General features: G+C 61.0%; 16 protein-coding genes. 14 read left to right on the plus strand and 2 right to left on the minus strand.

From position 1 onward, the window contains the following. Positions 1 to 110 precede the first annotated feature (110 nt). From RF819_RS16290 to RF819_RS16320, 7 genes are all read left to right on the plus strand, one after another. Positions 111 to 1,097, plus strand: coding sequence for a substrate-binding domain-containing protein (locus RF819_RS16290; protein ID WP_078365947.1), 987 nt, complete (start codon positions 111 to 113; stop codon positions 1,095 to 1,097). Between the two features lie 160 nt (positions 1,098 to 1,257). Next, complete coding sequence (locus RF819_RS16295; protein ID WP_078365948.1) at positions 1,258 to 2,214, plus strand: ABC transporter permease; 957 nt, start codon at positions 1,258 to 1,260, stop codon at positions 2,212 to 2,214. 132 nt (positions 2,215 to 2,346) lie between these two features. Then, positions 2,347 to 3,144: an ATP-binding cassette domain-containing protein gene (locus tag RF819_RS16300; protein ID WP_078365949.1), complete on the plus strand. Its 798-nt coding sequence runs from the start codon at positions 2,347 to 2,349 to the stop codon at positions 3,142 to 3,144. 22 nt (positions 3,145 to 3,166) lie between these two features. Beyond that, on the plus strand, positions 3,167 to 3,619 hold the full coding sequence (locus tag RF819_RS16305; protein ID WP_078365950.1) for an RbsD/FucU family protein: 453 nt from the start codon (positions 3,167 to 3,169) through the stop codon (positions 3,617 to 3,619). Next, positions 3,616 to 4,839, plus strand: coding sequence for an ROK family transcriptional regulator (locus tag RF819_RS16310; RefSeq protein WP_078365951.1), 1,224 nt, complete (start codon positions 3,616 to 3,618; stop codon positions 4,837 to 4,839). Before RF819_RS16305 ends, RF819_RS16310 begins: the two co-directional genes overlap by 4 nt. Next, positions 4,836 to 5,366, plus strand: a complete 531-nt coding sequence (locus RF819_RS16315; protein WP_078365952.1) for a DNA-deoxyinosine glycosylase — start codon at positions 4,836 to 4,838, stop codon at positions 5,364 to 5,366. Before RF819_RS16310 ends, RF819_RS16315 begins: the two co-directional genes overlap by 4 nt. 127 nt (positions 5,367 to 5,493) lie before the next feature. Then, a complete protein-coding gene (locus RF819_RS16320; protein ID WP_158081302.1) occupies positions 5,494 to 6,384 on the plus strand; it encodes a DMT family transporter in 891 nt (296 codons plus the stop codon). A 36-nt stretch (positions 6,385 to 6,420) separates the two neighbouring features. On the opposite strand, the gene fliD is transcribed toward RF819_RS16320, so the two are convergent. Beyond that, positions 6,421 to 7,131 (minus strand): flagellar filament capping protein FliD, encoded by a 711-nt coding sequence (gene fliD / locus RF819_RS16325; protein WP_143541738.1) that lies wholly within the window; start codon positions 7,129 to 7,131, stop codon positions 6,421 to 6,423. Positions 7,132 to 7,463: 332 nt separating this feature from the next. On the opposite strand from fliD, the gene RF819_RS16330 reads away from it, so the two are divergent. The 7 genes from RF819_RS16330 (at position 7,464) to RF819_RS16360 (ending at position 13,452) form a co-directional block, all read left to right on the plus strand. Then, a complete protein-coding gene (locus tag RF819_RS16330) occupies positions 7,464 to 9,020 on the plus strand; it encodes an acyl-CoA carboxylase subunit beta (RefSeq protein WP_200223933.1) in 1,557 nt (518 codons plus the stop codon). A 16-nt stretch (positions 9,021 to 9,036) separates the two neighbouring features. Beyond that, entirely contained in the window at positions 9,037 to 9,441 is a 405-nt protein-coding gene (locus RF819_RS16335) for an OadG family transporter subunit (protein ID WP_078365956.1), read from the plus strand. Between the two features lie 62 nt (positions 9,442 to 9,503). Next, a complete protein-coding gene (locus RF819_RS16340) occupies positions 9,504 to 9,938 on the plus strand; it encodes an acyl-CoA carboxylase biotin carboxyl carrier protein subunit (RefSeq protein ID WP_158081303.1) in 435 nt (144 codons plus the stop codon). A gap of 3 nt (positions 9,939 to 9,941) precedes the next feature. Beyond that, complete coding sequence (locus tag RF819_RS16345; RefSeq protein ID WP_078365958.1) at positions 9,942 to 11,069, plus strand: sodium ion-translocating decarboxylase subunit beta; 1,128 nt, start codon at positions 9,942 to 9,944, stop codon at positions 11,067 to 11,069. A 199-nt stretch (positions 11,070 to 11,268) separates the two neighbouring features. Next, on the plus strand, positions 11,269 to 12,009 hold the full coding sequence (locus RF819_RS16350) for a TVP38/TMEM64 family protein (RefSeq protein ID WP_078365959.1): 741 nt from the start codon (positions 11,269 to 11,271) through the stop codon (positions 12,007 to 12,009). After that, the gene (locus tag RF819_RS16355) at positions 12,006 to 13,010 is read left to right on the plus strand and encodes a lysylphosphatidylglycerol synthase transmembrane domain-containing protein (protein WP_078365960.1); all 1,005 of its coding nucleotides are present in this window, start codon (positions 12,006 to 12,008) and stop codon (positions 13,008 to 13,010) included. Before RF819_RS16350 ends, RF819_RS16355 begins: the two co-directional genes overlap by 4 nt. A gap of 31 nt (positions 13,011 to 13,041) precedes the next feature. Continuing rightward, complete coding sequence (locus RF819_RS16360) at positions 13,042 to 13,452, plus strand: rhodanese-like domain-containing protein (RefSeq protein ID WP_078365961.1); 411 nt, start codon at positions 13,042 to 13,044, stop codon at positions 13,450 to 13,452. A 26-nt stretch (positions 13,453 to 13,478) separates the two neighbouring features. Here RF819_RS16360 and RF819_RS16365 read toward each other — a convergent pair whose 3' ends face one another. Next, positions 13,479 to 14,120 carry a VTT domain-containing protein gene (locus RF819_RS16365; RefSeq protein ID WP_078365962.1) on the minus strand — a complete coding sequence of 214 codons (642 nt, stop codon included), beginning with the start codon at positions 14,118 to 14,120 and terminating at the stop codon, positions 13,479 to 13,481. Positions 14,121 to 14,131 lie beyond the last annotated feature (11 nt).

Below are 14,131 nucleotides of genomic sequence, written 5' to 3' on the forward strand. Positions count from 1 at the left end.
CTATATTCCAGCCACGCTGATCGATCAAGCGTGCTTACCCGGGGACACATCCGGGGCCAACAGTGAAGACATCCCAACCCGACCGCAAGGTCACTCTCTGAAGGAAGACCATGAAATTCTCCACCCCCCTGATCCTGAGCACCCTGACCCTGGCCGTGGGCAGCGCCTTTGCTGCCGACGCCCCGGTGATCGGCCTGATCACCAAGACCGAGACTAACCCCTTCTTCGTCAAGATGAAAGAGGGTGCCAAGGCCGAGGCTGAGAAAGCGGGTGCCAAACTGATGTCTGCCGCGGGCAAGATCGACGGTGACACCGCTGGCCAGATCACCGCGCTGGAAAACATGGCGTCTGCCGGTGCCAAGACCATCATGATCACCTCGGCCGGTGACGCGATCATCCCGACCGTGAAAAAAATCCAGGCCAAAGGCGTGCAGGTGATTGCGCTGGACAGCCCGTTTGAGGGCGCTGACGCGTTATTTGCCACCGACAACTACAAGGCCGGGGTGCTGATTGGCCAATACGCCAAGGCCGCAATGGCAGGCAAACCGGTCAAGATCGCGATGCTCGACCTGTTCCCTGGCCACCCGGTGGGGGCGCAGCGCCACAACGGGTTTATGGCGGGTTTTGGCCTGAAAGCCAATGACGCCAAGTCCAATGAGCTCTCCACAGCACCAGAGATCGTCTGCGCCAACGACACCAACGGTGACCGTGCCAAAGGCCAGACCGCGATGGAAAACTGCCTGCAAAAAGACCCTGGCATCAATGTCGTCTACACCATCAATGAACCTGCTGCTGCTGGCGCCTACAACGCGCTGAAAAAGGCCGGCAAAGAAAAAGGTGTGCTGATCCTCTCGGTGGACGGCGGCTGCCAGGGCATCAAGGACACCGAGGCTGGCATCATCACCGCCACCTCTCAGCAATACCCGCTGAAGATGGCTTCGATGGGTGTGGCCGCCGGGGTGGAATACGCCAAGACTGGCAAAAAGGCCACGGGTTATGTGGACACCGGTGTGACCCTGATCGCCAAGAACGCGATCGCGGGCGTGGACAGCAAGGACACCAAGGTCGGCCTGGACCTGTGCTGGGGCAAGAAGTAAGCCTCGCACATCACCAGGACAGGCGGCATGGCGGACAAGCTCTGCCATGCCAAACGCGGTAGCAGCCGGGCCAGGCCCGGTCAAAGCTGTGGCGCCTGTCCTGTACAGATGATGGTTGTGTACCCACACACGTGTTGTTTCAAATGCTGAGGCCTTGCTCATGAACCTATCCAAGTCCACCATTCCCTGGGGCGCCCTAGGGCCCTGGATCGCACTGGCGATCACCTGCCTGTTTTTCACCTCCCAGTCCAGCCGCTTTTTGAGTGGTGAAAACCTCTCGCTGGTGCTGCAGCAGGTGATGGTGGTGGGGGTGATTGCGATTGGTCAGTCGCTGATCATCCTGACGGCGGGTATTGACCTGTCCTGCGGCATGGTGATGGCCTTGGGAGGTGTGGTCATGACCAAATTTGCGGTGGACTACGGCATGAACCCCTACCTGGCCATCGTCTGTGGCCTGCTGGTGACCAGCTGCGCCGGCTTGCTCAACGGCCTGCTGGTGACCCGTGTGAAACTGCCGCCTTTCATCGTGACGCTGGGCACCTTGAACATTGCCTTTGCCATCACCCAGATTTATTCCGAGGCGCAGACCATCACCAACCTGCCGCCGGCCATGACCTTCCTGGGCAACACCTTCAACATCGGCAGTACCGAGGTCAGCCTGGGTACGGTGACCATGCTGGTCTTGTACGGCCTGGCCTGGTTTGTGCTGCGCGAAACCGCACCGGGCCGCCACCTCTACGCCGTGGGCAACAACCCCGAGGCAGCGCGCCTGATCGGCATCAGCGTAGACAAGGTGCTGGTGGTGGTGTATGCGCTGGCGGGTCTGTTTTACGGCATCGCCGCCCTGCTGTCGGTGGCGCGCACCGGCGTCGGAGACCCCAATGCTGGCACCACCGAGAACCTCGACGCGATCACCGCCGTGGTGCTGGGAGGCACCAGCCTGTTTGGCGGGCGCGGCATCATTCTGGGCTCGCTGGTCGGCGCGGTGATTGTGGGGGTGTTCCGCAACGGCCTGACCCTGATGGGTGTGGCCTCGGTCTACCAAACGCTGATCACCGGTGTCTTGGTAATCCTCGCCGTTGCTGCCGACCAAATGTCCCGCAAAGGAGCCAGATGATGCCCCCCCTGAGCCGCTTCGCGTCTTCCCCCTCAAGGGGGACCACACCGACGGCCCGGCAAAGCCGGTTCCGTGGTGTGTGCTGGCTTGGTGCCATGGTGCGCCAAGTGTCCAATTTATGGGGGGACTGACATGAATCCAAAAGTAATCCAACCCCTGGTCATGCAGGCCAAGGGCATCACCAAACGCTTTGGTCAGGTGGTGGCGCTCGATGGTGTCGACTTCGAGTTGCGGGCCGGGGAGATTTTGGCGGTGATTGGTGACAACGGCGCTGGCAAGTCCTCACTGATCAAGGTGCTGTCCGGTGCCAACACACCCGACGAGGGTGAGGTGCTGCTCGATGGCAAACCGGTGTTTTTCAGGTCACCGATTGACGCGCGCCGGGCCGGGATCGAGACGGTCTACCAGGACCTGGCGGTGGCCCCGGCCATGAGCATTGCCGAAAACCTGTTTCTGGGCCGCGAGATCCTCAAACCCGGCTTCATCGGCCAGCTGCTGCGCCTGCTCGACAAAAAAGAAATGCTGGCTCAGGCGATTGCGCGCATGAACGACCTCAAAGTCGGCATCCGCTCGATGACGCAGGCGGTGGAAACGCTCTCAGGCGGCCAGCGCCAGTGTGTCGCCGTCGCCCGTGCGGCGGCATTTGCCCAGCATGTGGTGATCATGGACGAACCGACCGCTGCACTCGGTGTCAAAGAAGGCAACATGGTGCTGGAGCTGATCCGCCGGGTGCGCGACAAGGGTTTGCCAGTGATTCTGATCAGCCACAATATGCCCCATGTGTTTGAGGTGGCGGACCGTATCCATATCCAGCGCCTGGGAAAACGCGCCGCCGTGGTCAACCCCAAAACCATCAGCATGAGTGACACGGTGGCGGTGATGACCGGTGCCAAAACGGTGGACGAGTTACCCGCCGAAGCACTTGCGTGATCACACCCACAGAAAGACTTGCATGCTTAAAGGAATCGACCCGCTGCTCACCCCTGAGCTGTTGAAAATTTTGATGGAAATGGGCCATGACGAGGCCCTGGTGTTGGCAGACGCCAACTTCAGCGCCACCCGTTTTGCCGCTGGCAAACCTGTCATCCGCCTGCCGGGCAGTTCCATGCTGCAGGTGGTGCGCGCCGTCACCTCGCTCTTTCCGCTGGCGGCCGACGTGGACCATCCGGTCGGGTTCATGGGGGTCAGTGACCAGCCCGAAGATTACCGCTCGGCGCTGCAACGCGAGGTGATTGAGGTCATCAACCCCGACTTGCTGGCGCACCAGAGTGTGGAACACATCGAGCGTTATGCCTTTTACGAGCGCACCCGCACGGCCCATGCGGTGGTGCTGACCGGTGAACTGCAGCCTTTTGGCAACTTCATTTTGCGCAAAGGGGTGCTCGGCGAAGACCTGAGGCCATGACACCCGACAAGACCGACACACCCACACCGCCGCTGCTGCGCCCACGTGGCTCCAACCATGTGGGCATGCGCCAGTTCAACGAACGGGTGGTGTTGCAGGCCATTCGCCTCAACGGTAGCCTGCCCAAGGCCGACCTGGCCCGCCTGACCGGACTCACCGCCCAAACCATCGGCCTGATCACCTCCCGCCTCGAAGAGGATGACCTGGTGCTCAAACAAAGCCCGGTGCGCGGACGCATTGGCCAACCCTCGATTCCGCTCGCGCTGAACCCGGACGGCGCGTTTTCGATGGGCATCAAGATTGGCCGTCGCAACGCCGAATGGATGCTGGTGGACTTCACCGGCCAGGTGAGAGAGAGGCTGCGGCTGGACTACGCGTTTCCCGACATCAGGACCTTGTTGCCCACCGTGGCCGAGCACATGCACACCTTGCACCACTCCCTCGGGCCGTTCAAACACCGGCTGGTGGGAATTGGCCTGGCGGCGCCGTTCCAGATGGGCGGCTGGCACCGCATGTTGGGTTTGTCCGAGGCGCAGTCCGAGGCCTGGAACCAGATCGACCTGCGGACCCAGGTGCAGGCCATGACCGAGGTGCCGGTGAGTTTCGCCAAAGACACCTCGGCCGCCTGTGTGGCCGAGCTGGTGGCCGGGCGTGGGCGCGATCTGAAGAATTTTTTGTACCTGTTTGTCGACACCTTTGTGGGTGGTGGCCTGGTGATCAACTCACACCTGCATGGCGGTGTGCATGGCAACGCAGGCGCGGTGGCATCTTTGCCGATGGGGCTAGCGCAGCGCAGCCAGCCGCCCGAACAGCTGATCAGCCATGCCTCGTTATGGGAGCTGGAGCGGCGCCTGTCGGCCCAGCAGCTCGACCCTCATGCCGCCTACGATGACCGGGCGCTTTCTGCCCGGTACGAGTCCGAAACCCGCGGCTGGATCCAGCACGCCGCCAATGCGCTGGCCCACACGGTGATCAGCGGCACCGCGTTCCTGGACATTGACGCGGTGGTGATCGACGGCTCGTTCAGCCGCACCTTGCTCTCGGAGCTGATCGCTGCCACCCAGGACGCGCTGCGCCACTACAACTGGGAAGGTTTGTGGAGCGCCAACGTGATCGCCGGCGAAGTCGGCCCCGACGCGCGTGCGCTCGGTGGCGCCTTGCTGCCCTTGCACGCCAACTTTGCACCCGACCGCGACCTGTTCCTCAAGGTGGGGAATTGACCAGCGACGAACCCGTGGCACAGCCCGCGCGTTTGCAGGGCCTGGCGCCCCTGGTGGCGCCGCACAGCCGGCTGCTGGTGCTGGGCAGTTTTCCGGGCGCCACCTCGCTGGCGCGCCAGCAGTATTACGCCCACCCGCAAAATGCCTTCTGGCGCATTTTGCAAGCCATTTGGCCCTCTAGCCCTTATGAAATAAGGGTAGAAAGCTATCAAAATCGTATTGACTGGATGCTCGACAAAGGCATCGGGCTGTGGGACGTGTATGCCTCCTGCGAACGCTCGGGCAGCCTGGACAGTGCCATCCAGCAGCCCCAGGCCAATGACTTGGCGGGTCTGGTGCAGCGTTGCCCGCAACTGCAGGTGATTGCCCACAACGGCGGCGAGAGCTTCAAACACGCGCGCCTGACCCGCAGTCTGGGTTTGCCTGTTTATCGGCTGCCCTCCACCAGTCCGGCCAACGCCAGTTGGTCGTTTGAGCGCAAGCTGGCCGTGTGGCGCGAGGTGATCGGCCTGGCCGGTTTGGTGTGAACAAGCCATCCGCCACAATCACACACCTTGGCGCGTGAGACAGACTGAGCCTTCCGAGGTGTCTTGCGCCGCCTGATCCTAAGCTTGGCAGACCCAAGCGATGTCACGCCAATACACTCATTTTTTTATGCTGATCCGTCTCAAAACATTCTGGCTGTCCCGTGCGGGCAACACACGCGGGGTACTGCTGGTCATGCTGGCGATGTTGTGTTGGTCGGTGCTGGATGCCTGCAACAAACACCTGATGGAACAGGGTATGGCGCCCAAAGAAGTGCTGTTTTTGCAAGCCACCACGGTGCTGCTGATGGTGGCGCCCTGGGTGCTGTGGACACGCGGCAGGGCGGTGGCCACGCGCCACCCTCAAATGCACCTGCTGCGCGCCGGTTTTATCGTGACCTCGGCCTGGTGCGCGGCCTGGGCGGTGTCACACCTGCCACTGGCTGAGGCCAGCGCTTATTTGATGACCGGCAGCCTGTTCATGCTGCCGCTGGGCGTGTGGCTACTCGGGGAAAAGCCGCATTGGTTACGCTGGCTGGGGGTGGCCGTGGGTTTTGGCGGGGTGTTAACCATCCTGCACCCCGGAGCGGGCATGCTGCGTTGGGCGGCGCTGGTGGCCATGTTTGGTGCGCTGATGGAAGCGATGCTCGGGGTGGTGCTCAAAAAATACTCCGGCAAGGAGAACCCCATCGCGATCCTGGTCTGGAGCCAAACCGCCTGCTGGTTGTGTTTTGGTGTCATGAGTGGCTTCAACCTGCCTGATCTGCCCATGGCGAGCTGGGGCTTGTTACCCGTCATTGGCGTGGCCTCGTCGGGCATTTACCTGTCCTACTTTTTTGCCTACCGCGCAGGCGACGCCTCAGCGGTCGAGGCGGGCAGTTTTTCGATGCTGCTGTTCAGCCCGGCGCTGGGTTACCTGGTGTTTGCCGAGCAACCGGATGTGTCGTTCTGGCTCGGTGCGGGTTTGCTCGTGTGTGGCATTGCGCTGGTGATCATTGAGCCCGAGGGGCGCGCCCACTGAGATGGCAGGCCGCCCCCTAGCTGGTGCCAACCGCCACTAACGACCTGACTGGTAGAAGTTCAAAGCGCTGCTGACAGACGCTGATGACAAACTCGCGTACTGCTGCGCGGCTTTGAGCAAAGCACTTTGCTGCAGCTGCAGGACCGATGATTTGCTGCTGAGTGCAGTCATCGAGCTGTTGATGCGGCCATCACTGGCCAGTTCTTTGCCCGCTGCCTTGTCCACCAACTGCCCCAGCTTGGCCAATGTGCCCTGAACATTGCTGGGAGAGGCCTTGAAAGCCGCCTCAAACTTGGCGGTATCAAGCTTCAGGCTGCCATCACTGGCTTTGGTGAAACCCATTTGCCGCAAGGCACTGACCCTGGAAAAGTCTGCCGTCATGGCGCGGGTCATGCCGCGGCTGATGGTGCTCACACCACTGCTGTCGGCGGCTGCCGTCTGGGTTGCGCTCAGCATGCTGTTGAAGTCGTTGACAAAGGCTGTCAGCGCTTTTTTCACCTCATCGCTGGTGCTGCTGTCCTTCAAGCTGCTCAGGCTTTTGGCCGAGGTCTGCACCACGGACACCGAAGCCTTGAACTTGCCCAGGGTCGAGAGGTTGGCGGTGGCGGTGTCGAGTTGCGTCTTGAGCTTGGCCGTGGATTTGTTGATGCTGGCCGTGATCGGGTTGGCAGCGGCCGCAGCCTGTGTGGTGGTCTGACTGGTGGTGGCACTTGAGGTGCGTGCGCTCAATGTCTGACTGATGTTCATGTCTTCCCGCTTCTCAAACTGGCTGATTGAGCCGTTCATGTCGTGCAGAAATTGTCCCCATACCGCGAGCAGACTAAACCGGAAGTTGCGCGCCAAAGGCCTGCCAATTCAGGCTCTTGCTCACACTGATAACAGCTCAGTCCGACCATCCGCCGGGCCCAGCCACCATCTTTTGACTTGCCTCAACATCTGTTGCAATCGCCCGCACATTCCACGGTTTCTGGCTGTTTTTGTGAGCCGCCGGAGCGATACTTTCAACCGGAGGCTCAGAGCGCTCCACGCAGGCTTGGCGATTCGTTGGGCAAGCCGTTCGACAAGAGGACAAAGACATGATGACTGGTGGAAAAACCAAACTGCACCTGGAAGTCTTGCGCGAAATGCGCAGCCGTGCGGTACTCGGTGGTGGTCAGAAACGCATCGATCAACAACACGCCCGCGGCAAACTCACCGCCCGCGAACGTCTGGGCCTGTTGCTCGACGAAGGTTCCTTCCAGGAATTCGGAGCACTCTCCACCCATGATTTAAGTGCCTTTGGCCTGGATCAGCAACGTTTTCCGGGTGACGGTATCGTCACCGGGTTTGGCAAGGTCAACGGTCGCCGGGTCGCCGTGTTTGCCCAGGACTTCACCGTGATGGGCGGCTCGTTCTCCGAAGTCCAGTCCCAAAAAATCAGCCGCATCCAGGACCTGGCGCTGCAGGCAGGTATCCCGGTGATCGGCCTCAACGACTCCGGCGGCGCCCGCATCCAGGAGGGTGTGCGCAGCCTGGCCGCCTACGGCGAGGTGTTTGTCCGCAACGTGATGGCCTCAGGGGTGATCCCGCAGATCTCGGTCATTCTGGGTCCCTGCGCCGGTGGTGCGGTGTATTCACCGGCCTTGACCGACTTTGTCATCATGGCCGGTGAAAGTTATATGTTCCTGACCGGCCCGGAAGTGATCAAAGCGGTCACAGGTGAACAGGTCACGGCCCAGGATCTGGGCGGCTCGGAGGTGCACATCGGACGCAGCGGCGTGGCCCATCTGGCCGCAGACACCGAGGTTGAAGGCCTGGCGATGACCAAGCTGCTGCTGAGTTATCTGCCACAAAACAACAACGAGGAGCCACCCCATGTCACACCGGAAGACCCGGTCAACCGCATGGACGAGGCACTCAACACCCTGATCCCGGACGGCGAAAACACCCCCTACGACATCCGCGACGCCATCGAAGCCATTTTTGACCAGGACAGTTTCTTTGAAATCCAGGCCGCCTATGCCGCCAACGCGGTGATCGGTTTTGCTCGGCTCGATGGCTATTCGATTGGTGTGGTGGCCAACCAGCCGGCCTTCATGTCCGGTGCCTTGAACATCGATGCCAGCGACAAGATTGCCCGTTTCATCCGCGTCTGTGACGCGTTCAATGTGCCGATCGTGACCTTTGTCGACTGCCCCGGTTTCCTGCCCGGAACCGGCCAGGAATACGACGGCATCATCCGCCACGGCGCCAAGATCATTTACGCCTACTGCGAGGCCACCGTGCCCAAAATCTCCATCGTCACCCGCAAGGCGATGGGGGGCGCCTACGTGGCCATGGGGTCCAAGCAGATGCGCAATGACATCACTTTTGCCTGGCCGTCCGCCCAGATTGCAGTGATGGGGGCCGGTGCCGCCGTCAACGTGCTGTTTCGCGAAGAGATCAAGAAGGCGGCCGACCCCGCAGCACGAGAGAAAGAATTGCTGGAGGAATACCGCGAGAAGTTCTTCAACCCCTACCGTGCTGCCGATGTGGGGCAGATTGATGAGGTCATCGAGCCTCGCGAGACACGTCCCCGGCTGATCCGGGCACTGGAAGTGTTACGCACCAAGGTGCAACAGAACCCACCCAAGAAACACGGTCTTTGCCCAGTCTGATCAAGGGGAGCTTGCTATGGAAAATTTAGCATGGGGACTGCAGATGACTGTCCTGGGCATGGGCCTGGTGTTTGCCTTGCTGGGCTTGCTGTGGGGCCTCTTGACACTGGTGCTGGTGCTCGACAAAGAGCCAGTGACCAAGGTGTCCGCTGAAACATCCAACGCCTTGGCCGAGCGTATCGCCGCCGTGGCCGAAGAAGCGGTGGGTGCCCAGGTGCCCGAACGTCCCTCCGTCAACGGCCTGCCAGCCGATCTGGTCGCGGCGATCCTGGTGGCCACCATGAAACACAAACTGACCTTGCGGCGCCAGGCGGCACCGGTCATGCGCAGCAATTGGCCTGGCAGTCAACTGTTCGCCAGCCGGTGGGTCACCGCTGGTCGGGCACAGCAAAACCATTCCTGGCAACCGAGAGGAAAATAATGCGACGCTATTCGTTGGATATCAGTGGTCGAAATTTTGTGGTCGACGTACAAGAAGTCGCCATGGACCGTTTCGAGGTGGTGGTCGGGGACGCCTCCTATGAAGTCACCCTGTCGGGCGACGAGAACCTGTCCGGTGCGGTCATCACACCTGGATTACATCCCGGCCAGGGGGCAACTGGCAACGCTGCCAACAGTGTGGCCAAGGTGCGCAAGGCACCGGTTGACACACCTGCCGCTTCGCCTGCCGCACGCCCGGCGACCAGCAGTGGTGGAGGCAAAAATGCGGTCACAGCCCCCATGCCAGGCACGATCCTGGAGGTCAACGTCAAAGCGGGTGACACGCTGGAACGAGGCCAGCAAGTGGCCATTCTGGATGCCATGAAAATGCACAACGTGATCGGTGCACCACGTGCTGGTGTGGTAGCCGAGGTCTGTGTGGCTGCGCAGCAGAATGTCAACCACGGTGACGTCATCATCCGGCTCCAGGAGAAATGAGTGATGATTGACCAAGAAACGATCACCTTGCTGCTCAAGGGGGTGACCCACGTCACCTGGCAGTCCACGGTGATGATCTGCGTGTCGTTCGTCTTGATGTATCTGGCCATCGTCAAGGACTACGAACCCCTGCTGCTGCTGCCCATCGCTGCAGGCTGCCTGTTGGCCAACCTGCCCCTGTCGCCTCTGATCGCGGAGGACGGCATGCTCAAGGTGCTCTACAACATGGGTATCACCAACGAAATGTTTCCGCTGCTGATCTTCATCGGCATCGGCGCCTTGACCGACTTTGGTCCGCTGCTGGAGAACCCACGTCTGGTGCTGCTGGGTGCGGCTGGCCAGTTCGGGATTTTCCTGACCCTGATCCTGGCCCTGGTGATGGGTTTCACGCCCCCGGAGGCCGCCTCCATCGGCATCATCGGCGCGATTGATGGCCCAACCTCCATTTATGTGAGCGGCATCCTGGCGCCGCACATGCTCGGGCCGATCACGGTGGCCGCTTACAGCTACATGTCACTGGTGCCGATCATCCTGCCACCCATCATCAAACTGCTGACCACGCAAAAGGAGCGCCAGATCCGCATGCCCTACAGCTCGCGCAAGATCAGCCGCCGCACCCGCATCCTGTTTCCGGTAGTGGTCACCGTGCTGGTGGGCACCCTGGTGCCGTTTGCCACGCCGCTGATCGGCATGCTGATGCTGGGCAACCTGATGAAGGAGTCGGGAGCCGTCGAGCGGCTGACCAAGGCTTCTGCCAGCGAAATTGCCAACGCCGTGACCCTGTTCCTGGGCTTGGCCATTGGCTCCACCATGGTGGGCTCCGAGTTCCTGAAAGCCAGCACACTGGCCATTCTGGTGCTCGGCATCATCGCCTTTGCGGTGGATGCCGCCGCCGGGGTGATGTTCGCCAAGCTGCTCAACTGGGTCAGTGGTGGCAAGGTCAACCCGATGATTGGTGCAGCTGGCATCAGCGCCTTCCCGATGGCGGCACGGGTGGTGCAACGAGTGGCCCAAGATGAAGACTTCGAGAATTTTCTGCTGATGCACGCCATGGGTGCCAACGCCGCTGGCCAGGTCGCCAGCGTGGTGGCCGGTGGTGTGTTGCTGGCCCTGATGGGAGCCGGGGGCTGATCAAGTCAGTGCTGACCTTCGGGGCGTGACCCCGAGGCCGCAAGGTGTTTGGGTGTAGCACTGGGGGCTGCGATGCAGCTGGTTCACCGTGTTACGCCCAAATCTGAGGTACAAAGCCGGAAACTACACTGGCTCGATGTGGGAATGGTCGGCAGCGCCTGCCGACCAATACCCGCTGGTGAAAAACTGAACCACCTGCATGCAACTGAAAATCTCCAGAACCAGCACCGTTGTTGTCCTGGCCACCCTTGCCCTGCTGGTATTTGTGTACCTCTGGGTGCCGGTGGTGCATCAGGCGGTCCATGCCGTGGTGGGCATCCTGACCCTGCCCGATGTGCCCCAGGCGATTGCGGCTTTTCGTGACTATTTGCTGGGCTTTGGTGTCTGGGCGCCGTTGGTGTCGGGTCTCTTGATGGTGTTCCAGTCGGTGGTGGCGCCGCTGCCGGCGTTTGTGCTGACCTTCACCAACGGGCTCTTGTTTGGCTGGGCCTGGGGCGCGGTGTTGTCCTGGTCCAGCGCCATGGTGGGGGCGCTGGTGTGTTTCTGGATCGCCCGCGCTTTGGGGCGCCCGGTGGTGGAGCGGTTGGTCGGTGGCAGCCAGTCACTTGAAGTCTCCGATCTGTTCTTTGCCAAATACGGCAAGCGCACCATCCTGATCACACGCCTGCTGCCCTTTGTTTCGTTTGACATCATCAGTTACGGCGCCGGGCTCACGCCCATCTCGGTGCGCAGCTTCCTGATCGCCACCGGCCTGGGGCAGTTGCCCGCCACCTTGGTTTATTCCTACCTGGGCCAGAACCTGACCGGCTCGATCCAGGTGTTGTTCTGGGTGTTTTCCATCACACTGGCGCTGTTTGTGCTGGGCTGGGTTGTGGGCCCGGGTGTGCTGCGGCGGCTGCGCGCCAAGCACACACCCACGGACGTGAAGAAGACATCATGAGCGTCACGCCCGTGGCCAACGCAGAGGCAGCACAAGCAGCGAGGCAGGCACGCAACAAAGAGCGGCGCAGCCTGGCCATCCGCTTGGCCATTTCTGTGCTGCTGATCCTCTGGCTGGGCTGGCACCTGGACCTGTCTGCCTTGTCGCAGCGACTCACCACGCTGGACGCCTTCTGGGTGACCATGGCCTTTGTCACCGTCTTCGCAGCGGTACTGATCTCGGCCTGGAAATGGGGGCTGATCCTCTCAACACGTGGGTTTGCCCTGCCCTACACCCGCTTGCTCCGGCACTACTTTGTTGGCCTGTTTTTCAACAACGTGTTGCCCACCACCGTGGGAGGGGACGCGGTGCGGGCCTGGGAAACCAGCAAAGACACCGGCGAGACACCCGAGGCCATTGGCTCGGTGGTGACCGAACGCCTGATTGCCGGTATGGCCCTGGGGGCGACGGCATTGTTGGGGCTGCCGTTCATGGCATTCAGCCCGCGTTTGCTGGGGCTGGTGGGGCTGTTTTTGGTGATCGACGTGGCGCTGGTGGCCTTGTTCCTGCTGCCCAAAGTGGCTGAAGGCATTGTGGGCAAGCTGGTGCCACCGCGCCTGAGCAGTCTGCACGAAAACATCCACCAAACGGTGCAGGTGGTGCGGGCCACCCTGAAAAACCGTGGGCTGTTCCTCAAGGTGGCGCTGTATTCGGTGGCTTTTCAGATTTTGGTGGCGGCAGTCAACGCCTGCATTTTCAAGGCCATGGGTGTGCCGGTGACGCTGGCGCAGTGTGTGATCTTCACACCGATGATTTTTACCGTCACCATGTTGCCCATTTCGCTCTCAGGTTTTGGGGTCCGGGAGGCGGCGTATTGGTACTTCTTCTCCCAAGTGGGTGTCAGCCAGGCCGATGCGGTGGCGGCTTCACTGCTCTTTTTTGTGATTGTGGGTATATCCAGCCTGCCGGGGGCGCTGTTGTTCTCACTCAAACGGCCCCTCAACCAAGCTGCCAAGGTCTGAAAAAGTCCGTATCAGCCACACAGGTAAAAGCATGGGAACCCAGGTAGTCACCGCCGTCAAAGCCGCTCTCAACTGGTTGATTGACCCGCCACGCGAATTATGGAAACGCGCCGTCAACCTGAGCCGGGGCATCCAGGACATCAACGTGGCTCAGGCGCAGGCGCTGATCCAGCAAGGGGCGTTTGTGCTGGATGTGCGTGAACCAGATGAATTTGAAGCGGGTCATGTACCCGCCTCCACCCTGATTCCACTGGGGCAGCTGGCAGACCGTGTGGCTGAACTGGATTCGCAACGCACCCACAAGATTGTGGTGATCTGCCATGGCGGCAAACGCTCGGCCACCGCCTGCGGGCAATTGGCCGAGTTGGGTTTTGGCTGCACCTACAACATCGCCGGAGGCATCCTGGCCTGGAGAAAAGCGAAATTGCCAGTGGTCCGCTGAGGACGCCCCGGCATAAGCGGCTCGGGTCAGGCGGCTTTGGCGCGGGAGCGCCAGGCGCCCGCCAGCACAAACAGGCCCGGCACCAGAATCATCGCCCAGATGATCTTGTCCAGATGCAACTTGACCCAGGGGATGTTGCCAAAGAAGTAACCCACGGTGACGATGCCGCCCACCCACAGCGTGCCGCCCAACACGTCAAAAAAGGTGAAGCGGCTGCGAGTCATCTGCGCCACCCCGGCGACAAAGGGCGCAAAGGTGCGCAAAAACGGCATAAAACGCGCCGCCACAATGGTGATGCCGCCGTACTTTTCGTAAAACGCGTGGGCCTGGTTGAAGGCTTTTTTGTTGAACCAACGCGAGTCTTCCCAGCCAAACACCTTGGGGCCAAAGTAGCGGCCAATGGTGTAGTTGGACTGGTTGCCCAGAATCGCCGCAGCCAGCAGCAACGCCACCGTCAGCGGGTAACTCATCAGACCCACACCACACATGGCGCCCACCACAAACAGCAGTGAGTCGCCCGGCAAAAATGGCATGACCACCACACCGGTTTCGACAAAAATGATCAGGAACAGCAGCGCGTAGACCCAGGCGCCATAGGTTTGCACAAACACTTCGAGGTGTTTGTCCACGTGCAAGATGAAATCAACCAGGGTCAAGAGAATGTCCATGAGGCCGGATT

Source organism: Rhodoferax fermentans (genome assembly GCF_002017865.1).
In the GTDB taxonomy this organism is placed as follows: domain Bacteria; phylum Pseudomonadota; class Gammaproteobacteria; order Burkholderiales; family Burkholderiaceae_C; genus Rhodoferax; species Rhodoferax fermentans.

Bases quoted from the DNA above. Each gene is read 5' to 3' on its own strand.
- RF819_RS16310 (WP_078365951.1), top strand. From the start codon at position 3,616: ATGACACCCGACAAGACCGACACACCCACACCGCCGCTGCTGCGCCCA.
- RF819_RS16300 (WP_078365949.1), top strand. From the start codon at position 2,347: ATGAATCCAAAAGTAATCCAACCCCTGGTCATGCAGGCCAAGGGCATC.
- RF819_RS16295 (WP_078365948.1), top strand. From the start codon at position 1,258: ATGAACCTATCCAAGTCCACCATTCCCTGGGGCGCCCTAGGGCCCTGG.
- RF819_RS16320 (WP_158081302.1), top strand. From the start codon at position 5,494: ATGCTGATCCGTCTCAAAACATTCTGGCTGTCCCGTGCGGGCAACACA.
- RF819_RS16345 (WP_078365958.1), top strand. From the start codon at position 9,942: ATGATTGACCAAGAAACGATCACCTTGCTGCTCAAGGGGGTGACCCAC.
- RF819_RS16365 (WP_078365962.1), bottom strand. From the start codon at position 14,120: ATGGACATTCTCTTGACCCTGGTTGATTTCATCTTGCACGTGGACAAA.
- RF819_RS16290 (WP_078365947.1), top strand. From the start codon at position 111: ATGAAATTCTCCACCCCCCTGATCCTGAGCACCCTGACCCTGGCCGTG.
- RF819_RS16340 (WP_158081303.1), top strand. From the start codon at position 9,504: ATGGACCGTTTCGAGGTGGTGGTCGGGGACGCCTCCTATGAAGTCACC.
- RF819_RS16360 (WP_078365961.1), top strand. From the start codon at position 13,042: ATGGGAACCCAGGTAGTCACCGCCGTCAAAGCCGCTCTCAACTGGTTG.
- RF819_RS16350 (WP_078365959.1), top strand. From the start codon at position 11,269: ATGCAACTGAAAATCTCCAGAACCAGCACCGTTGTTGTCCTGGCCACC.
- RF819_RS16335 (WP_078365956.1), top strand. From the start codon at position 9,037: ATGGAAAATTTAGCATGGGGACTGCAGATGACTGTCCTGGGCATGGGC.
- RF819_RS16355 (WP_078365960.1), top strand. From the start codon at position 12,006: ATGAGCGTCACGCCCGTGGCCAACGCAGAGGCAGCACAAGCAGCGAGG.
- RF819_RS16330 (WP_200223933.1), top strand. From the start codon at position 7,464: ATGACTGGTGGAAAAACCAAACTGCACCTGGAAGTCTTGCGCGAAATG.
- fliD (WP_143541738.1), bottom strand. From the start codon at position 7,131: ATGAACATCAGTCAGACATTGAGCGCACGCACCTCAAGTGCCACCACC.
- RF819_RS16305 (WP_078365950.1), top strand. From the start codon at position 3,167: ATGCTTAAAGGAATCGACCCGCTGCTCACCCCTGAGCTGTTGAAAATT.